At 30.4% G+C, this 17,223-nt stretch carries 17 protein-coding genes, 1 other RNA gene and 1 pseudogene; 12 read left to right on the forward strand and 7 right to left on the reverse strand.

What is annotated here, in order from left to right; translation table 11 throughout:
- The 6 genes and pseudogenes from AC15TD_RS12855 to AC15TD_RS12880 all read left to right on the forward strand — a co-directional run.
- A pseudogene (locus AC15TD_RS12855) lies at positions 1-115 on the forward strand (PorP/SprF family type IX secretion system membrane protein); the annotation flags it as partial.
- Between the two features lie 211 nt (positions 116-326).
- Positions 327-518 (forward strand): hypothetical protein, encoded by a 192-nt coding sequence (locus AC15TD_RS12860; protein ID WP_484452558.1) that lies wholly within the window; start codon positions 327-329, stop codon positions 516-518.
- Positions 519-584: 66 nt separating this feature from the next.
- A complete protein-coding gene (gene proC, locus AC15TD_RS12865; RefSeq protein ID WP_484452559.1) occupies positions 585-1,385 on the forward strand; it encodes a pyrroline-5-carboxylate reductase in 801 nt (266 codons plus the stop codon).
- A gap of 1 nt (position 1,386) precedes the next feature.
- A complete protein-coding gene (proB, locus tag AC15TD_RS12870) occupies positions 1,387-2,163 on the forward strand; it encodes a glutamate 5-kinase (protein ID WP_484452560.1) in 777 nt (258 codons plus the stop codon).
- Positions 2,164-2,370: 207 nt separating this feature from the next.
- Positions 2,371-4,014 (forward strand): alpha-glucan family phosphorylase, encoded by a 1,644-nt coding sequence (gene glgP / locus AC15TD_RS12875; RefSeq protein WP_484452561.1) that lies wholly within the window; start codon positions 2,371-2,373, stop codon positions 4,012-4,014.
- 138 nt (positions 4,015-4,152) lie between these two features.
- Complete coding sequence (locus AC15TD_RS12880) at positions 4,153-5,289, forward strand: MFS transporter (RefSeq protein ID WP_484452562.1); 1,137 nt, start codon at positions 4,153-4,155, stop codon at positions 5,287-5,289.
- A 330-nt stretch (positions 5,290-5,619) separates the two neighbouring features.
- On the opposite strand, the gene AC15TD_RS12885 is transcribed toward AC15TD_RS12880, so the two are convergent.
- Positions 5,620-6,654 (reverse strand): glutaminyl-peptide cyclotransferase, encoded by a 1,035-nt coding sequence (locus AC15TD_RS12885; protein ID WP_484452563.1) that lies wholly within the window; start codon positions 6,652-6,654, stop codon positions 5,620-5,622.
- A gap of 87 nt (positions 6,655-6,741) precedes the next feature.
- On the opposite strand from AC15TD_RS12885, the gene ffs reads away from it, so the two are divergent.
- The 4 genes from ffs (at position 6,742) to fsa (ending at position 8,953) form a co-directional block, all read left to right on the forward strand.
- Positions 6,742-6,840, forward strand: an RNA gene (ffs, locus tag AC15TD_RS12890) — signal recognition particle sRNA small type.
- Positions 6,841-6,909: 69 nt separating this feature from the next.
- The gene (locus tag AC15TD_RS12895) at positions 6,910-7,713 is read left to right on the forward strand and encodes an SDR family oxidoreductase (protein ID WP_484452564.1); all 804 of its coding nucleotides are present in this window, start codon (positions 6,910-6,912) and stop codon (positions 7,711-7,713) included.
- 49 nt (positions 7,714-7,762) lie between these two features.
- Positions 7,763-8,188 (forward strand): hypothetical protein, encoded by a 426-nt coding sequence (locus AC15TD_RS12900; RefSeq protein ID WP_484452565.1) that lies wholly within the window; start codon positions 7,763-7,765, stop codon positions 8,186-8,188.
- Positions 8,189-8,299: 111 nt separating this feature from the next.
- Entirely contained in the window at positions 8,300-8,953 is a 654-nt protein-coding gene (gene fsa / locus AC15TD_RS12905; RefSeq protein ID WP_484452566.1) for a fructose-6-phosphate aldolase, read from the forward strand.
- A 58-nt stretch (positions 8,954-9,011) separates the two neighbouring features.
- On the opposite strand, the gene AC15TD_RS12910 is transcribed toward fsa, so the two are convergent.
- Positions 9,012-10,430, reverse strand: a complete 1,419-nt coding sequence (locus AC15TD_RS12910; RefSeq protein WP_484452567.1) for a TlpA family protein disulfide reductase — start codon at positions 10,428-10,430, stop codon at positions 9,012-9,014.
- Between the two features lie 337 nt (positions 10,431-10,767).
- Here AC15TD_RS12910 and AC15TD_RS12915 point away from each other — a divergent pair, with 337 nt between their 5' ends.
- Positions 10,768-12,393 (forward strand): ABC-F family ATP-binding cassette domain-containing protein, encoded by a 1,626-nt coding sequence (locus tag AC15TD_RS12915; RefSeq protein ID WP_484452568.1) that lies wholly within the window; start codon positions 10,768-10,770, stop codon positions 12,391-12,393.
- Positions 12,394-12,406: 13 nt separating this feature from the next.
- On the opposite strand, the gene AC15TD_RS12920 is transcribed toward AC15TD_RS12915, so the two are convergent.
- The 5 genes from AC15TD_RS12920 to AC15TD_RS12940 form a co-directional block, all read right to left on the reverse strand.
- Positions 12,407-12,643: a DUF2007 domain-containing protein gene (locus AC15TD_RS12920; RefSeq protein WP_484452569.1), complete on the reverse strand. Its 237-nt coding sequence runs from the start codon at positions 12,641-12,643 to the stop codon at positions 12,407-12,409.
- A 252-nt stretch (positions 12,644-12,895) separates the two neighbouring features.
- Positions 12,896-13,906: a M28 family metallopeptidase gene (locus AC15TD_RS12925; protein ID WP_484452570.1), complete on the reverse strand. Its 1,011-nt coding sequence runs from the start codon at positions 13,904-13,906 to the stop codon at positions 12,896-12,898.
- A gap of 24 nt (positions 13,907-13,930) precedes the next feature.
- A complete protein-coding gene (locus AC15TD_RS12930; RefSeq protein WP_484452571.1) occupies positions 13,931-14,977 on the reverse strand; it encodes a M28 family peptidase in 1,047 nt (348 codons plus the stop codon).
- A gap of 55 nt (positions 14,978-15,032) precedes the next feature.
- The gene (locus AC15TD_RS12935; protein WP_484452572.1) at positions 15,033-15,374 is read right to left on the reverse strand and encodes an FUSC family protein; all 342 of its coding nucleotides are present in this window, start codon (positions 15,372-15,374) and stop codon (positions 15,033-15,035) included.
- Positions 15,375-15,387: 13 nt separating this feature from the next.
- Positions 15,388-16,041 carry a DUF3108 domain-containing protein gene (locus tag AC15TD_RS12940; protein WP_484452573.1) on the reverse strand — a complete coding sequence of 218 codons (654 nt, stop codon included), beginning with the start codon at positions 16,039-16,041 and terminating at the stop codon, positions 15,388-15,390.
- Positions 16,042-16,303: 262 nt separating this feature from the next.
- Between AC15TD_RS12940 and AC15TD_RS12945 the strand changes: the two genes are divergently transcribed.
- Positions 16,304-17,143, forward strand: coding sequence for a universal stress protein (locus AC15TD_RS12945; protein WP_484452574.1), 840 nt, complete (start codon positions 16,304-16,306; stop codon positions 17,141-17,143).
- Positions 17,144-17,223: the final 80 nt, after the last annotated feature.

Raw genomic sequence — 17,223 nt, forward strand, 5'->3', positions numbered from 1 at the left:
AGTAACCATGAATGATTTATCTGGATATAATTCTGGAACTCATGTTGTAACTATAGGTCTAGATTTCTTACAAGGTATTAGTAATTGTCCATGTACGCAGGGGCCTGTACATTAATAAGGTTTACTCTTGATAATATAGTATAATTCCCCAAAAAATGGCTAGCATGACATCTGTCCTAATATTTTAAAAAATTGGTATTCAATCATTTATAAGTTAATACAACGTTATAGTTTGTTGTTATCTCTAAATTCTTAACACTATTTTAACATAATATCCTTTCAGATTGTCTTTGGTTTTTTAACCTTATGGCCTAACAAAAGATCTTATGAAGTTTATACAAATTAAAAGAAAAACCAAAACAGAAAAGCGTTACAGTAAAAAAATGGGTGAGCTAACAACGAATGTTACTTATGTAAAAAAATGCTTGTTAGGGTTGCCTATTAAAACACTTCACAAATACCGAGAAACTTATTATGGTATGGTAAAAGATTGCGACGATTGTCGTATCGCGCGTTAGTCATAAATAATCAATAATTATATTATCTATTTAAGATAATTTCTATCCAAATTTTAAAACAATTTAATGAAAGTATTAGTAATTGGCGCAGGTAACATGGGGCTTACCTATGCGCAAGGCATGTCCAGATCAAAACTTCTTAAAAAAAGGAATATTATGATTTTAGATACTTCGCAAGAAAAAATTAAAGAATTAAATGAGATTTCTCATTTTGATGTATATGAAGATTTAAAGGACTGTGTTCCGTTTGCAGATATTGTTTTTGTAGCAGTGAAGCCATATCATTCAGAAGAACTATTTAAAACCTTAGCACCTTTATTAAATAAAGAACAAATTTTAATATCAATCATGGCAGGTATCACCATTGATTATATGAAAGACTTAACAGGTCTTGATAAAGTAGTAAGAGCTATGCCAAATTTACCTGCTCAGATAGGACGAGGTTTAACATCTTATATAGCATCGGAAGCTGTGTCAAGAGTAGAACTGATATTGGTGGAAAACTTATTGGATACTACAGGAAAATCTATTTTAGTAAGCAACGAAAATTTTATTGATGCTTCAACAGGTATTTCGGGTAGTGGTCCAGCGTATGTTTTTTATTTTATGCAGAGTATGATGGAAGCAGCTCTTCAAATGGGGTTTTCAAAAAATATTTCAAAGGTTTTGGTTAGCGAAACTTTTACGGGAGCAGTAGAACTTTTTAATCAATCAGATTTGTCGCCAAATTCTTGGATGGATATGGTTGCATCAAAAGGAGGTACTACACGAGCTGCTCTAGACTCAATGGAAGATAATAATGTAAATGAATTAATAAAAGAAGCCGCATTTGCAGCATTTAGTAGAGCTGTAGAACTAGGTAAATAGTATGGATAAATATAAACAAAAAATAGTAATAAAGGTTGGTACGAACGTTATGACCAATAAGGACAAACGCATTGTAAGGCCAGTTTTAAGAAACTTAGTAAGACAGATTGCAGAGCTTTATGAGCAGGATATTATAACAATTCTTGTGTCTTCCGGGTCTGTTATAGCTGGTCGAGAAGTCTTAGGGAAATCAAAAATAAAAGATAAAACACAAAGACGACAGGTATATTCTGCTTTAGGACAACCCAGAATGATGCGGTTGTATTATAATATTTTTATGGATTATGGTATGAAGTGTGCCCAAGTACTACCAACGAAAAGAGATTTTAGTCCTGGAGTGCATAGAGAGAACATGATTAATTGTTATGAAGGTTTACTATCTGAAGGCGTTATTCCTATTTTAAATGAGGATGATGCTGTTTCGGTAACGATGTCAATGTTTTCCGATAACGATGAGTTAGCCAGTTTGGTTGCGCAACTTGTTAATGCCGACAAACTTATTATTTTAACAGACATAGATGGTTTATATGATGGAAATCCAAATTTGGAAAGTAGTAACCTAATAGAAGAAGTAAGCTCGGAGGAAAATGTAGATAAGTATATTAAAAAAAATAATAAAGGAGAAGCCGAAGGCCGAGGCGGCATGGGCTCTAAATTAAATTATGCAAAACAAGCTGCATCTAATAGCATTCCTACATTTATAGCCAATGGAAAAGGCGATAATACGATTTTAGATATTATTGAAGGGAAAAGTATAGGAACTAAGGTCGTTTTATAGATATTTCATTTAAAACTTAAACAATATATTTAAGTAATTTCTAAAAATCCCGTTGTGTATTTGATTCACATTTAATAGTGTTTGCAAAATCAATATACTTAACGGGTTTTTTAATGTTGTTTTTTTATAAAATATCATGTATTATGATTTTCATCATGAAATCTATTGACAAATTATTGATAAGTTTACGTCTTAAAAATATCAAATATGGTTAATGAATATAAACAGTGGCACCATCCATACAAACCGGTGAAAGCTTTTGAAAAGAAAGTCGCCTATTTTAGTATGGAGTTTGGTATCCATCAGGCTCTAAAAATTTATTCTGGAGGATTAGGGTTTTTAGCCGGTTCGCATATGCGTTCGGCTCACGAACTTAAGCAGAATGTGATAGGCATAGGAATGCTTTGGAAATATGGGTATTATGATCAAGCTAGAAATGAAGACCAAACACTTCGTACAGACTTTATAGAAAAAACATATAACTTTTTAGAAGATACAGGAATAGAAGTTTCGGTTAAATTACATGATAATCCTAATGTAAGAGTACGAGCTTATGTTTTAAAGCCAGAAATATTTGGCTCTGTCCCCATTTATTTATTAAGTACGGATATAGACAGTAACGACTTTTTATCAAGAACGATTACCAATCATTTGTACGATTCTAACGAGGTTACCAGAGTCTCTCAAAGTATTATTCTTGGCATTGGAGGTGCAAAAGTAGTAGAGGCTTTAGGAGGTGCTGATATCTATCATTTAAATGAAGGACATGGTTTACCAGCCTTTTATTATTTAAGAGATAAAGGTATTAAAAAGCAACAATTAGTTTTTACCACACACACACCAGAAAAAGCAGGGAATGAAGAACGAGACGGCAGGCATTTAAACCGTTGTGGGTTTTTTGGCAAAACGCTTTTAGATCAAGAGCTGGAAAAAGAAACGGTTAATGGTGGTATGATTAATTATACGGTTGCTGCATTAAGAATGGCTAAAAGAGCCAATGCCGTATCTAAATTACATGCTGTTGTTGCTAATAATATGTGGAAAGATTACGACAAGATTTGTAAAATTATCCCCATAACGAATGCACAAAATCAAAATTTCTGGCAGGATAATGATATAAAAAAAGCTTGGAAAAAAAGAAATACTAAAGCATACACTAAGAGAAAGCGAGAACTTAAAAAGCAATTATTTGATGAGGTTCTTTATCAAACCGAAAAATTGTTTAATCCCAATGTATTAACCTTTGTTTGGGCGCGTCGTTTCGCAGGTTATAAAAGGGCCGATCTATTATTACACGATTTAGAACGTTTTAAAAGGCTCATTTCAAACAGCAAGTATCCGGTGCAAATTATATGGGCAGGCAAACCATATCCGAAAGATTTTTATGCTATTGATATTTTTAATCATTTAGTAAATCATTCTAAAACGGCTCCTAATCTTGCTGTTTTAATTGGTTATGAAATAGATTTATCTAAGAAGCTAAAAGAAGGGTCTGATGTGTGGTTGAATACGCCACGAATTACACGAGAAGCGTCAGGAACAAGCGGTATGACAGCGGCTATGAATGGTTCTGTAAATGTTTCAATTAATGATGGATGGATTCCAGAGTTTCAAAAAAATGGAGAAAACTGTTTCGTGTTACCAGAGTTAGACCATAATTTACCAGCTTGGGAACAAGATAAAATAGATGCCAATAACTTATATGAAATTCTTGAGAACAAAGTTATTCCTACCTATTACGACAATCCTAAAGGCTGGCAAGACATTGTTTTTCAAGGAATAGATGATGTTATTCCAGAATTTTCAAGTCATAGAATGGCTGAACAATATTATAAAGATTTATATAAATAAGTCTACTATTATTATTTAAAAGGCAAGTTTTTTTACTTGTCTTTTAAATATTACATTATTTTATTTTTTAAATAAAATAAAGAGATTACATTTTTGAAATTTTGTAATATTGCAACCATTTATTTTTTTAATAATTACGTGGAATTAAAAGTTAAACAACGCATTGCTTTAGGGGCCTACTTTTTTTTATCAGGACTTAGTTTTGCATCTTGGGCTTCTAGAATTCCAACGCTTAAAATATTTTTTAATTTAAATGATGCAGAGCTTGGTACTATTCTATTAGCAATGCCAATAAGCTCCTTAATAGGTTTGCCATTTTCTGGGTGGTTAGTTTCTAAATTCGATAGCAGGCAGCCTTTAATAGTAGCGTTTGTTTTATTTATTTTTTCATTAACCTGGATAGGTTACGTGCAATCAACATTTGCATTAATTATTGCTATTAGCTTTTTTTCATTTTTCATGCGTATTTTAAATATTGCTGTAAACACACAATCTATTATATTACAGCGAAATTTCGAAAAACGCATTGTTGGCTCTTTTCACGGACTCTGGAGTACGGGAGGTTTGTTAGGCGTGGCATTTTCTACCATAATGGTAAAATTAAACGTAGGTATCGCCCATCATTTACTTAGTGTTTCTGTGTTTACATTAATTGGTGTTTTAGCAGCGTACAGATATACCATTAAGAACGATAAATCACCTACAGGGAATAAATTAATTTTCGGAAAACCAGATGCGTTCATTTTGTATTTGGGTATCATTATTTTTTTGGCAGCTATTTGTGAAGGCGGTATGTTTGATTGGAGTGGCGTATTCTTTAAAGAGGTTATTAAAGAAAATGTTTTTACATATGGTTACCTCTCTTTTATGACTTGTATGGCAGTATCAAGATTTTTTTCAGATCGGTTAATACAAAAAATTGGTGCTAAAAAAATCTATGTGTGGAGTTCACTCGTTATTACAACAGGGATTTCTATTGCTGTTATTTTTCCATATTTTTGGTCTGCACTTTTAGGATTTTGTTTGGTTGGTTTTGGTACGGCCGCTATTTTCCCCATGACCTTTGCACTTGCCGGCACTTCAAAAAAATATGCTCCAGGCATCGCTATTTCTATCATTTCAACCTATGGCATATTAGGAATGTTCATTGGGCCACCAATGATTGGATATTTAGCTCACACGTTTGGCTTAAAATATGCCTTTTTAATTTTTGTAGTGGTTGGACTTTTAATTATTCCCGTTTCAAGAAAGTTTTTTATGATTCAATCTAGATAATTTTTTAAGCTGAGAAATATAGATATTAATAATCTCATTATTAAAAATGAAAAAGTGCTTTTTGATAGTGAGCTCTCTTTTTAGTTAATATAACAAATATATAGGGTAAAATTACTGTATAAATATCGCTCTTAAAATTATAATTTTAACGATACAAATATGGATTTATTTAATCATAAATTTTTGGTATTTACTAAATGAAACATAAAGTAATAGGGTGACCTTTAAAAAGAAACATTTGGGTAAAATCAATTAAAAAGCTCTTGATTTATCAAGGGCTTTTTATTGAGTCATTAAATTTAGTGGGTATTAAATATTGTTTTTTATAAACTAAGGTTTAATAATTTCTACCTCGAACAATTTATCCCAACGTTTACCAGTCACAAAAATAGAGTTTGTCTTTGGGTTATAAGCGATACCATTTAAGACATCTAAACCTTCATGTTGAGTTACTAGTTTCTTTAGTGGGGAAAAATCAATCACAGCAATCACAGCTCCATTTTTAGGGTTTATAATAGCAACCCCATCTTTTTGGTATCTATTCGCATAAATGTCACCATTAATATATTCCATTTCATTAATCTCTGTTATTTTTCCTTTATTGGTATATACTTGTATATAATCCTCTTCAACAAGGGTTTCAGGGTTTAAAGACCATATTTTTTCTGTACCATCGCTTTTGTATATCTTCTTGGTATCATTACATAACCCCCAACCTTCTTTGCTAGCACCATATTTAAAACTATTAATTTTTTTAAAGGTGTTAACATCATAAATAAAACCAGTACCTTTTCTCCATGTTAATTGATAAGCTTTGTTGTTTAAAACAGTAAGACCTTCTGCAAAATATTCGTCAGCCAGATTAACGTTGTTTAAAACCTCCCCCGTTTGATAGTTTACTTTTCTAAGTTTAGATTCTTTATATTGACCTGTACTTTCATATAAAGTATCATTATAAAATTCTAACCCTTGGGTATATGACGTAATATCATGCGGGTATTCATTAATTATTTTATAAGTGAATATCTTTGGCTGTTCATTATTTAATATGATAATATTTTTACTAACTATTTGTTGCTCATCGTTAAAATAAATGTTAGCAATAACAGTTTGTTTTCCTAATTTAAAATCACTTAAAGCAGTAGATTCATTTACTTTTTTACTGTCAATGATGTAAGTTATAGAATCAATTATATGATTTTTAGGATTTTCTATAGATAGGTTTAACGTTTCACTATTAGAAAAAGTGTTGTTTTTTGAGTTTGTACTTAATTTAAAATCGCTTTTTTTTTGTCCGTTATTAGAACCACAAGCAATAATTATTAAACTTAAAAATATGATTGTGAGGTAATTGAAAACTTTCATTGTTATCGTAAATTTTAAGCAAGATATTTATTTAAAATCAGTTTAAAAAATCATTGTGAACATTTTAAAAGATTGTATCTTTGCACTTGGCAAGTCCTACACAACCAGCTCCTGTTGAATCCTCCAGGTCGGGAACGAAGCAAAGGTAAATGGTCGTAGCGGTGTGATGTAGGTAGCTTGCCTTTTTTTGTGACTTTTTCTTTCCTAAAATTCAATTACAATAGTAACTTTACATTCTAAATTTAAAACGTAGGCATGTCTAAAGTTGTTTTAATTACTGGTGGTTCTTCAGGTATTGGAAAATCAATGGGGGAATTTTTAACTGAAAAGGGGTACATTGTTTATGGAACCAGTAGAAATCCAGAAAACTATCCAGATAGTAAATTTTCTATCTTGCCATTAGATGTTAAAGATATTAAAACCATTCAGAAAACGGTAGTTACCATCATTGATAAAGAAGGTAAGTTAGATGTGGTTATAAACAACGCAGGCGCTGGAATTACGGGACCCATTGAAGAAATTCCTAATTCAGAAATTATAGGCAATTTTGAAACTAATTTTTTTGGCCCTATAAATGTTATCAAGGCTGTTTTACCACAAATGCGAACACAGCAATCAGGATTAATTATAAACGTGACTTCTATTGCTGGTTATATGGGATTGCCATACAGAGGTATTTATAGTGCAAGCAAAGGCGCTTTAGAGTTAGTGACTGAAGCTTTTAGAATGGAGTTGAAAGATTTTAATATTCAGATGACTAACGTAGCTCCAGGTGATTTTGCGACTAATATTGCCGCCGGAAGATACCATGCACCACTTTTAGAAGATTCTCCATACAAAAAACCCTACGGAAATACACTAGATTTAATGAATACGCATGTAGATTGTGGTAGTAACCCAAATATAATGGCAAAAGCAGTTTTTGAAATTATAAATACTAAAACTCCGAAAACGCATTATAAAGTTGGTGCATTTATGCAAAAATTTTCTATTGTTTTAAAACGAATTTTACCTGATAAAATGTATGAGAAGTTATTGCTAAATCATTATAAGTTATAATTAATATTTGCATATATTGAGATGCTAATTCTTTTTAAATGAATGTCTTATGAAAAAATCGCCTATATTACACCTGTTGTTAATTGTTTTTTCATTTATAAGTTGTCAAGATATCATTGAATGTATTATAAATAGACGTCCAGAGTTAACCAGTAAGACACTAGCAGTAGCTCAGGTTAATCAATTTTATACTGAAACAATTACAGCAGACATTAAGAATGAGCCTTTAGATGATAATTATGACTATTATTTCTCCATTGATGGTGAATTACCGAGAGGAATTGTTTATGTTATTGAGGAAAGGAGAATTGTTTTAGAGGGGACACCTTTAGATTCTGGAAGTTATAAATTTAAAGTATGGTTAAGCGCAGAACAGTCATATAATTATAGTGAAGCATGTGAGAATAGACTTAATGATTGTGATGGTTTATGTGAAGAATCAACAAGTAAAGTATATACAATAGTGGTTAATTAAATTTTAGTAAATCATTTGTTAATATATTTTTAATACAAATTGCCTGAAGAAGTGCCTAATTATTGTAAATTCGCAATTATTTTTTAAGCACAACCTAAACAATTATTTTCAATGAAATTTTTTATAGATACAGCAAATCTTAATCAAATTAAAGAAGCTCAAGACCTTGGTGTACTTGATGGTGTAACTACTAATCCGTCATTAATGGCTAAAGAGGGTATTACAGGTCATGATAATATTATGAAGCATTATGTTGACATATGTAATATTGTTGATGGAGATGTGAGTGCAGAAGTGATAGCTACAGATTTTGATGGCATGATAAGAGAAGGTGAAGCATTAGCAGAATTGCATGAACAAATTGTTGTTAAATTACCTATGATTAAAGATGGTATTAAAGCTTGTAAATATTTTTCAGAAAAAGGTGTTAGAACGAATGTAACATTGGTGTTTTCTCCTGGTCAAGCCTTATTGGCAGCCAAGGCGGGTGCCACTTATGTCTCGCCGTTTATTGGGCGTTTAGATGACATTTCAACGGATGGTTTAAACTTAATTTCAGAAATAAGACATATCTATGATAACTATGCTTTTGAGACTCAAATTTTAGCTGCATCTGTTCGTCATACTATGCACGTAATTGATTGTGCTAAGCTTGGCGCTGATGTTATGACAGGACCTTTAAGTTCTATTGAAGGGCTCTTAAAACATCCATTAACAGATATTGGCTTAGCTAAATTTTTAGAAGATTATAAAAAGGGAAATTAAAATAATATAATAATAAAAAAAGCCTCAAACAATTGTTTGAGGCTTTTTTTATTATTATCTATTGATTAATCAGACCTAATAATTGTTCTTCAAAATTACTCGAAAACAAGTTGGCGTTACTGTTTACAATAATATTGTCTTTATTAATAATGATAACCTTAGTCATAGGGTAAATAGCTAGTGTTTGCATAGATTCTTCAGGATTTTTAAACTGATACTCATTGGCTAAGGAAAAATTATTCCTTTTTAGAGTGTCGGTCCATCCTTCTAAATTAAAATCATCAATATTAACTGCTATAAATTCAACTTCTGGATATTTATTTTTAAGTTCAAGTACTTTGTAATGACTTTCCTTAAAGTGTTCATAAAAATTATGAGACCAAAAATAAATCGCTGTAGGTTTTGAAATGATTGAATTAAAATATAGGCCAGAGTTTTCTGCACTTAGTAATTCAATATTAGGAAATAATTTTCCTGGTTTTAAATTATTTATTGACTCATTGAGGCTAGCAATAATCTCATTATTTTTAGTATTTGTACTCTTGCTTAAGAACAATTTTGTAATAGCATCATTTTTCTGAACTGCTTTGTTTTTTGATAAGAAGGACATTGTAAAATAGTAGAGCAAATCATTTTTAATAGAATGATTAGTTACCAAACTATCTATTAAGTTTAACCTATCAAAATTATAGCATACCGATGTACTTTTAAAATGACTTTCTTTTGAATGGTTAATATGTTCTTCTAGGGCTAAATTATTGAAGTTTGATCTTAAAAATGAGTTGTAATTTAGATAGTCTGCGTATCCTTCATTATTATAATCGACGTCTTTTCTATAACTGTAAAAGTCTTTTGGCAGTTCTTTGAAAATACTATGTTTGTTATATCCAAAATTTATAATTGGATAAATTTCTTTATTTGAGTAGTAGTTATAATTTATATTGGCTTTTGCAATTTCATCGAATAATTTCGAGGTTTCATTTTTTTTAATAAACCTATTAAGTTGCTTTGTTTTATCTTCTCTGATAAGATTAATTTCCTTTTCAAAGTCAATTGGGTTTAATTGACATAATTTAAAAACTTTTTTCTCTACATTTTCGTTTTGTAAAAACTCATTGATTAAATAATTATTTTTTTTTGAGCCTTCACCACTATATACTAAAGACTCATCAAAATCTAGCGTGTTTAACCTAAATATAATACTGTCTAGTGGTTCAAGTAGTACCATTTGAATTTCACTACCATGCTTAAACGTATAAAAACCAGGGATTAAGTTTTCTATTTTATGTAGAAATCTATTATGATTATCAAGTTTAATAGTATCTAAAACAACTTCAGAATGTAATAATATCACCGAATTATTAGTTGGGTTTATAATCTCACCACCTAGATATGCAAATTCACTTGCATTTTTTTTATCATTTTTGCAAGCAAATACGGATAACACTATTAGTATACTAAATAGAAAAACTTTCATATTCTTTCCCTCTTATGACTATGTGTTTCAAGTCAATATGTCACAAATTTATAGGTTGTAATTAAAATGTGTTGTTAATACGCTGTTAAATGTTTTATTTGACTTAGTAGAATATTAATTTTCAGATGTTTATATGCTGAAATCAATAGTTTAATTGATGTATAAAAAGTCTTTTAAAAATAAATGAAGTAAGTTTCGTCTAAAAGTTTGATTTTTCTACTTTTGCAGAAACTTTAAAAGGGTATATGTCAAGAACTATATTTTTTATTAAGAAGTAAATTTTACAAGGCTCATTATCAAAAAAATTATCTGAGAAAAATTTAAAAATCAACCTAATATGTTATCAGTTTCTAATCTATCAGTCCAATTTGGGAAACGTGTTCTTTTTGATGAAGTAAATACTACTTTTAATAGTGGTAACTGTTACGGCATTATAGGAGCAAACGGTTCTGGGAAATCAACGTTTCTAAAAATTATTTCCGGAAAACAAGACCCAACGTCTGGTCATGTATCGCTTGAAACAGGGAAACGTATGTCTGTATTGGAGCAAGAGCATAATCTATATGATGAGCATACGGTATTGGAAACTGTTTTAATGGGTAACAAACCATTATTTAAAATTAAAGCCGAAATCGATGCGTTATATGCAGATTATTCAGATGAAAATGCAGATCGAATTGGAGAACTTCAAGTAGAATTTGAAGAAATGAATGGTTGGAACGCTGATAGTGATGCTGCCTCTATGTTATCCAATCTAGGTATTAAGGAAGAATACCATTATACATTAATGGCTGATTTAGATGGGAAACAAAAAGTAAGGGTGTTATTAGCTCAAGCTCTTTTTGGAAATCCAGATGTGTTAATTATGGATGAACCAACCAATGATTTAGATTATGAAACTATTTCTTGGTTAGAGAATTTCTTAGCTAATTACGAAAACTGTGTCATTGTTGTATCGCATGACAGACACTTTTTAGATGCCGTTTGTACGCATATTTCTGATATTGATTTTGGAAAAATAAATCATTATTCTGGAAACTATACCTTTTGGTATGAATCGTCTCAATTAGCGGCGCGCCAACATGCACAGCAAAATAAAAAGGCCGAAGAGAAGAAAAAAGAATTAGAAGAGTTTATTCGTCGTTTTTCTGCCAATGTTGCTAAAAGCAAACAGGCTACTAGTAGAAAAAAAATGATTGAAAAACTTAATATCGCTGATATTAGAAGAACAAGCCGTCGTTATCCAGCCATTATTTTTGAACGTGATAGAGAGGCTGGAGATCAAATTTTGAATATAGAAAAGTTGGCTGCCTCAATTGATGGAGAGGTTTTATTTAAAAATATAGATTTAAATTTGGCGAAAGGAGATAAAGTGGTAGTCTTCTCTAGAGATTCTAGAGCCACAACTGCCTTTTATCAAATAATAAATGGAAAAGAAAAAGCTGATGCTGGTAAATTTGCTTGGGGTGTAACAACAACACAGTCTTATTTACCGCTTGATAACAGCGAATTTTTTAATAATACTTTAACCTTAGTTGATTGGTTGCGCCAGTGGGCAACTACTGAGGAAGAACGTGAAGAGGTTTATATTAGAGGCTTTTTAGGAAAAATGATTTTTAGTGGAGAAGAAGCTCTTAAAAAATCAAATGTGCTTTCTGGTGGTGAGAAGGTGCGTTGTATGTTAAGTAGAATGATGATGGTTAGAGCTAACGTTTTAATGCTAGACGAACCAACAAATCATTTAGATTTAGAGAGTATAACAGCGTTTAATAACTCCTTAAAGAATTTTAAGGGTACAATATTGTTCACGACTCACGATCATGAATTTGCTCAAACAGTGGCGAATAGAGTAGTGGAGTTAACTCCAAATGGTATCATTGATAGATATACGACCTTTGATGATTATATGCAGGATAAGAAAGTTAAGGAATTAAGAGATAAAATGTATAACGTTACAGCTTAAAAGTTCATTGAGTTTAGTCCTTTAAATCAGCAATAATGCTTTCAACTAAAGGAATAGCTTTGTCAATTTCATCTTTATTTACGAAAAGCTCCTGCTGACCAGATATTGAAGCACCAAAACCGGCTAATCTGCCAGATTCTGTTTCATCTTTAATGACGGCATTAATTCCTATTTCTTTAAGTGAATTAATCATACGTTGTACGATAATAAAGCTACCGGTGTATAATTTTATATAGTTTGAGTCAGACATGATTTAAAGATTAAGTTATATTAAATATACAACAATTCTAAATAAGAATTGTTGTAATCACCCCAATAGGAGTTGAAATATTTTTTACAATTTAAAAGTTTATCATGTGTCTCGTTTAATCGAAAAAATTATCGACGGTCACCATATTCAGTTTTAATTCAGAGAATTAAATGTTGGATTAAATGTAGTTTAATGTAAAAGCCTGCATTTATGCAGGCTTTTTTATTTAAGTAATTTTATAAAAGTGCTTTATCAATCAAGAGCAACCCTTTTATCTCTATTGGTTAGTTCCCAAGCTGTTGCAAATATTAATCGGGTTCTTTTTTCTAATAGCTCATATTCTATTTTATCTGGAGTATCTGTTGGTTTGTGATAATCAGTATGCGTTCCATTAAAATAAAAAATAACTGGGATATTGTTTTTGGCAAAGTTGTAATGATCAGACCTATAATAAAACCTATTTGGATCATTATCATCATTATAGGTGTAATCAAACTCCATATTAAAATATTTGTTGTTAACGGCTTCAGAAACATCATGTAATTCTGTGCTTAACTTATCTGAACCTATTAAATATAGGTAGTCGTTATTTTCAATATGATTTGCATCAATCCTGCCTATCATATCAATATTTAAATTGGCAATAGTATTTTCTAAAGGGAAAATAGGATCAACATCCGTATAATATTTTGAACCATATAATCCTAACTCTTCACCAGTTACATGAAGAAAAAGGACCGATCTTTTTGGTCTGTACCCATCATCAACAGCAGCTTTAAAAGCTTCGGCAATTTCTAAAATGGCAACTGTTCCCGAGCCGTCATCATCAGCGCCATTATTTATTAATCCATCACTAGAAACACCAATATGATCTAAATGGGCTGAAATAACGAGTATTTCATTTGGTAATTGATTACCCTTTATAAATGCTAAGACATTTTCTGATGCTTTAATTCCACTACTAAAAAACGTTTCTGGTATTTCTTGAAAATAGTCATTATCGCCTAAAGGAGATGCGATTCCATTACTTATATAATGATTTTTAATAAATTCTATAGCTTTTTTTTGACCAGGCTCTCCTGTTTTTCTACCTTCAAATTCATCTGATGCATACATATAAAGAGATTCTTTTAGTTCAGACGATGTAATCGTATTTGTATATGTTAATATATGAAAATCTTCATTGGTTAAAACCGTTGAATTGTTTTGAGAATTGCAACTTAGCAAGTCTACAATGCAAAAAAGTATTAATAATTTTTTCATTAATTTATTTTAAGTTGAATATTTTTAATAGATAACGCCATGATCAACTGTTATTCGATGATCTAAATTTGCTAGTTGCCATGCGGTTATAAAAATTAATTTAGTACGTCGTGCTAATAATTCATAGTCAATTTTATCTGGCGTGTCTGTTGGTTTATGGTAATCGGCATGTGTTCCGTTGAAATAAAAAATAATAGGAATATTATGTATAGCAAAATTATAATGATCAGATCGCTCATAAAAGCGATTACTATCATTTTCTGTATTGTATTTGTAATCTAAATTCATATCAAAAAATGTATGATTTACTTTTTCTGACAAATAATGGAGCTCATTACTTAGCCTATCAGAACCAATTAAATAGAGATAGTCTTTATTGTTTATATGCTCATCGTCAATACGACCAATCATATCTATATTTAAATTGACTACCGTATTTTCTAAAGGGAAAATTGGGTGTGTTACATAATATTCTGATCCTTGTTTTCCAATTTCTTCTGCCGTTAAATGTAGTAATAAAATACTTCTTTTCGGGTGGTATCCATCTGCTTCTGCCATTTTAAACGCTTGAGCCATTTCAAAAAGTGCAGATGTTCCTGAGGCATTATCATCAGCACCATTATTTATTAAACCATCTTTTGTTATACCTAAGTGATCATAATGTGCAGAAATTATGATGATTTCTTCCGGTTTTTCAGAACCTTCTATAAAAGCTAAAATATTTTCAGAAGCATTGGTTTTATCAGGTAAAAAAGATTTAGGTATTATCTGAAAATAATTTTCATTACCCAAAGGGGATGGTATTTCAAGGTTTTGGTAAAATTCTTTTATTAATTCTGCCGCTTTTTTTTGACCTAATTCTCCAGTCGCTCTTCCTCCAAAATCATTTGAAGAAATGGTATAAACATGTTCACTAAGTTCTTTAGGCGTTATTGTTTTGGCATATTGAACAACTAAAGAACTATCAACTAGTTGAATACCGTCTTTTAATTCCTGTACTTTTTCGGTGTATTTTTTAGTTGCACAAGAGCCAACTAACGTTAGAAATGAGGCGATTAAGAAAGATTTCATTAAAAAAGTAGTTTTTGGGATTCAAATATATGTAAAAAACATAAAAACTCCTTGTTTATTCAATGCTAATATCATCTATATCAAGCTCTTCTATTTCTTTAATAGCATTTTCTTTTGATTTTTTTTCCATGTCTTTTAACTCTTTGGTATATACAACGTCTGTTTTTAAAAATACGCCTTTATATACGGTTACGGCTAATGATATGATTGTGAGTAGAAAAATAAATTGAATAATCTTGTTTACATCTCCAATTTTCTTAGATAAAATATAAGCTATAGAACCTAATAACAACGCTGATATTGCCGGAAAAATTGCCAAATATGATACTGGAAGAACCGATAATATGACTGATAAAATTGCGGCTATTAATGCAAGAATGGTAAATAATCTTTTCATTTATTTAAATAATTTAATTTTTAAGACCTTGTGCAGATTTAATTTTAAGTTCGCCATTGCCAACTGGAATTTTAAACCTACCATATACAATAATTTTGTTTTCATCGGCTGTAAGCCACAAAAGATTATTGTTTTTTCCTTGAAGTACTTTTTCACCTGAACTTAAAGCTAGTTTATAACACTCTTTTTCCCCAATATTATTGTCAATGGTTTCTTTACCTGGAAATACTATTAGAGCTTTAACTTCTTCTCTATCAAAAACTATAGTGAAACTTTTTATTGATCCGGTACTCATATTATAATCGAAAAGTCTAATGTTATATAAGGTAGAGAATATGTCTTTCGTACCCGAGTTAATCGAGAAACTTTTTTGTTCCTCTTTATTGTTTCTTTTTATTTGGATTGAATTTATGGTATTTGTTTTTTGGTTAAACGTATATTTCATGAATTTGTGATAGCTACCTTCATTAATATCTCGCTTGTACAAATAAGGTGTTAAGTTCTTTGGGTTAACATAACTTTCATACAAATCAACAATTTTAAAAAAAATATCCCAATTACTATACGTAGTTGCTGTACATTTAAGTCTTAAAAGTGTTGTTTTAGAAGTTTTAGCTTCACTGGTTTCCATAGTAATTTGCGCTATATCAGTTAAAATTCCTGACATATTGTAGGGTGTAGTATAAGTTAGTTTTTACCCGTTGAAATAGCATTATTTTGAGCTTTAATTGAAATTGATTCTATTAAGTCCAAAAAAATGAATCGTTTTTTCATAACGAATATATTATATATTGCAGCGAAAAATACAACCCTTTAGACGATTATACTAATTTTATTTTAAGGCTTACAAGTATTTAATAACTAACAAATGTCATTGTTTTTAAAGGGCTTAAACACTAAATTTATTTATAATTTAAAATATTTTATAGATGAAATCGATATTATTACCTACAGATTTCTCTAAGAACTCTGAAAACGCCATTAAATATGCAATGTCATTGTTTAAAGATGTTGCTTGTGATTTTTATTTGTTAAATGTTCAAAAGGCTTCTTCTTTCGTCTCAGATGATATGATGGTCATGGCTTCTTCGGCAACTATATATCAAACAATTATTGATGTATCAAAACGTTCATTGTCTAATTTAATAACCAAGATTGAAAATAAATATAAAAACGAAAAGCATACATTTCATTCTGTTGTAGATTATGATAATTTTATAGATTCAATAAATCAATTAACTGTCAAAAATGATATTGACCTTATAGTAATGGGTACAAAGGGAGCTTCTGGTTTAGAAAAAGTGATTTTTGGAAGCAATACAGTACACGTTATGCAACGGTGTATCGCACCTGTTTTAGCAATACCTAATGGTTGTTTATTTACAGGTTTAAAAGAGGTTGCTTTTACTACCAATCATGAGACTTTACATAACATTGAAGAATTAAAACCTCTTAAAGAAATTTTAACGCTTCATAAGTCTAAATTAAATGTGTTACACTTTGATGACATTGAAGGAAATGGGAATCAAAAAAAAGAAAATAAGGTATTTTTGAGAACATATTTTAATGATATAGTTTATGAAAACATAGATTCTTACAACAAAGATTTGTATAAAACCGTGTCTGAATACATTCACTCCAACAATATAAAACTAATTGCTATGATGCGTAAAAAGCATACTTTTTTAGAGCGATTATTTAACAGACATCCTGAAGAAACACTCGCTTATAATATTGATGTTCCCTTTTTGGTAATGGAAAATTCTTGAACCTTGCCTCATGAAAGTCAAATATTTTGTTTGTAACAATTTGTGTATTATTACGTCATATATGTATATCAATCAAAATC

The sequence above is a fragment of the Yeosuana sp. genome, from assembly GCF_057126245.1.

Coding starts and splice junctions, on each gene's coding strand:
- AC15TD_RS12930 (WP_484452571.1), bottom strand. CDS start 14,977: ATGAAATCTTTCTTAATCGCCTCATTTCTAACGTTAGTTGGCTCTTGT.
- AC15TD_RS12885 (WP_484452563.1), bottom strand. CDS start 6,654: ATGAAAGTTTTCAATTACCTCACAATCATATTTTTAAGTTTAATAATT.
- AC15TD_RS12910 (WP_484452567.1), bottom strand. CDS start 10,430: ATGAAAGTTTTTCTATTTAGTATACTAATAGTGTTATCCGTATTTGCT.
- AC15TD_RS12940 (WP_484452573.1), bottom strand. CDS start 16,041: ATGTCAGGAATTTTAACTGATATAGCGCAAATTACTATGGAAACCAGT.
- AC15TD_RS12920 (WP_484452569.1), bottom strand. CDS start 12,643: ATGTCTGACTCAAACTATATAAAATTATACACCGGTAGCTTTATTATC.
- glgP (WP_484452561.1), top strand. CDS start 2,371: ATGGTTAATGAATATAAACAGTGGCACCATCCATACAAACCGGTGAAA.
- fsa (WP_484452566.1), top strand. CDS start 8,300: ATGAAATTTTTTATAGATACAGCAAATCTTAATCAAATTAAAGAAGCT.
- AC15TD_RS12935 (WP_484452572.1), bottom strand. CDS start 15,374: ATGAAAAGATTATTTACCATTCTTGCATTAATAGCCGCAATTTTATCA.
- AC15TD_RS12900 (WP_484452565.1), top strand. CDS start 7,763: ATGAAAAAATCGCCTATATTACACCTGTTGTTAATTGTTTTTTCATTT.
- AC15TD_RS12915 (WP_484452568.1), top strand. CDS start 10,768: ATGTTATCAGTTTCTAATCTATCAGTCCAATTTGGGAAACGTGTTCTT.
- AC15TD_RS12860 (WP_484452558.1), top strand. CDS start 327: ATGAAGTTTATACAAATTAAAAGAAAAACCAAAACAGAAAAGCGTTAC.
- AC15TD_RS12945 (WP_484452574.1), top strand. CDS start 16,304: ATGAAATCGATATTATTACCTACAGATTTCTCTAAGAACTCTGAAAAC.
- AC15TD_RS12925 (WP_484452570.1), bottom strand. CDS start 13,906: ATGAAAAAATTATTAATACTTTTTTGCATTGTAGACTTGCTAAGTTGC.
- AC15TD_RS12895 (WP_484452564.1), top strand. CDS start 6,910: ATGTCTAAAGTTGTTTTAATTACTGGTGGTTCTTCAGGTATTGGAAAA.
- proB (WP_484452560.1), top strand. CDS start 1,387: ATGGATAAATATAAACAAAAAATAGTAATAAAGGTTGGTACGAACGTT.
- proC (WP_484452559.1), top strand. CDS start 585: ATGAAAGTATTAGTAATTGGCGCAGGTAACATGGGGCTTACCTATGCG.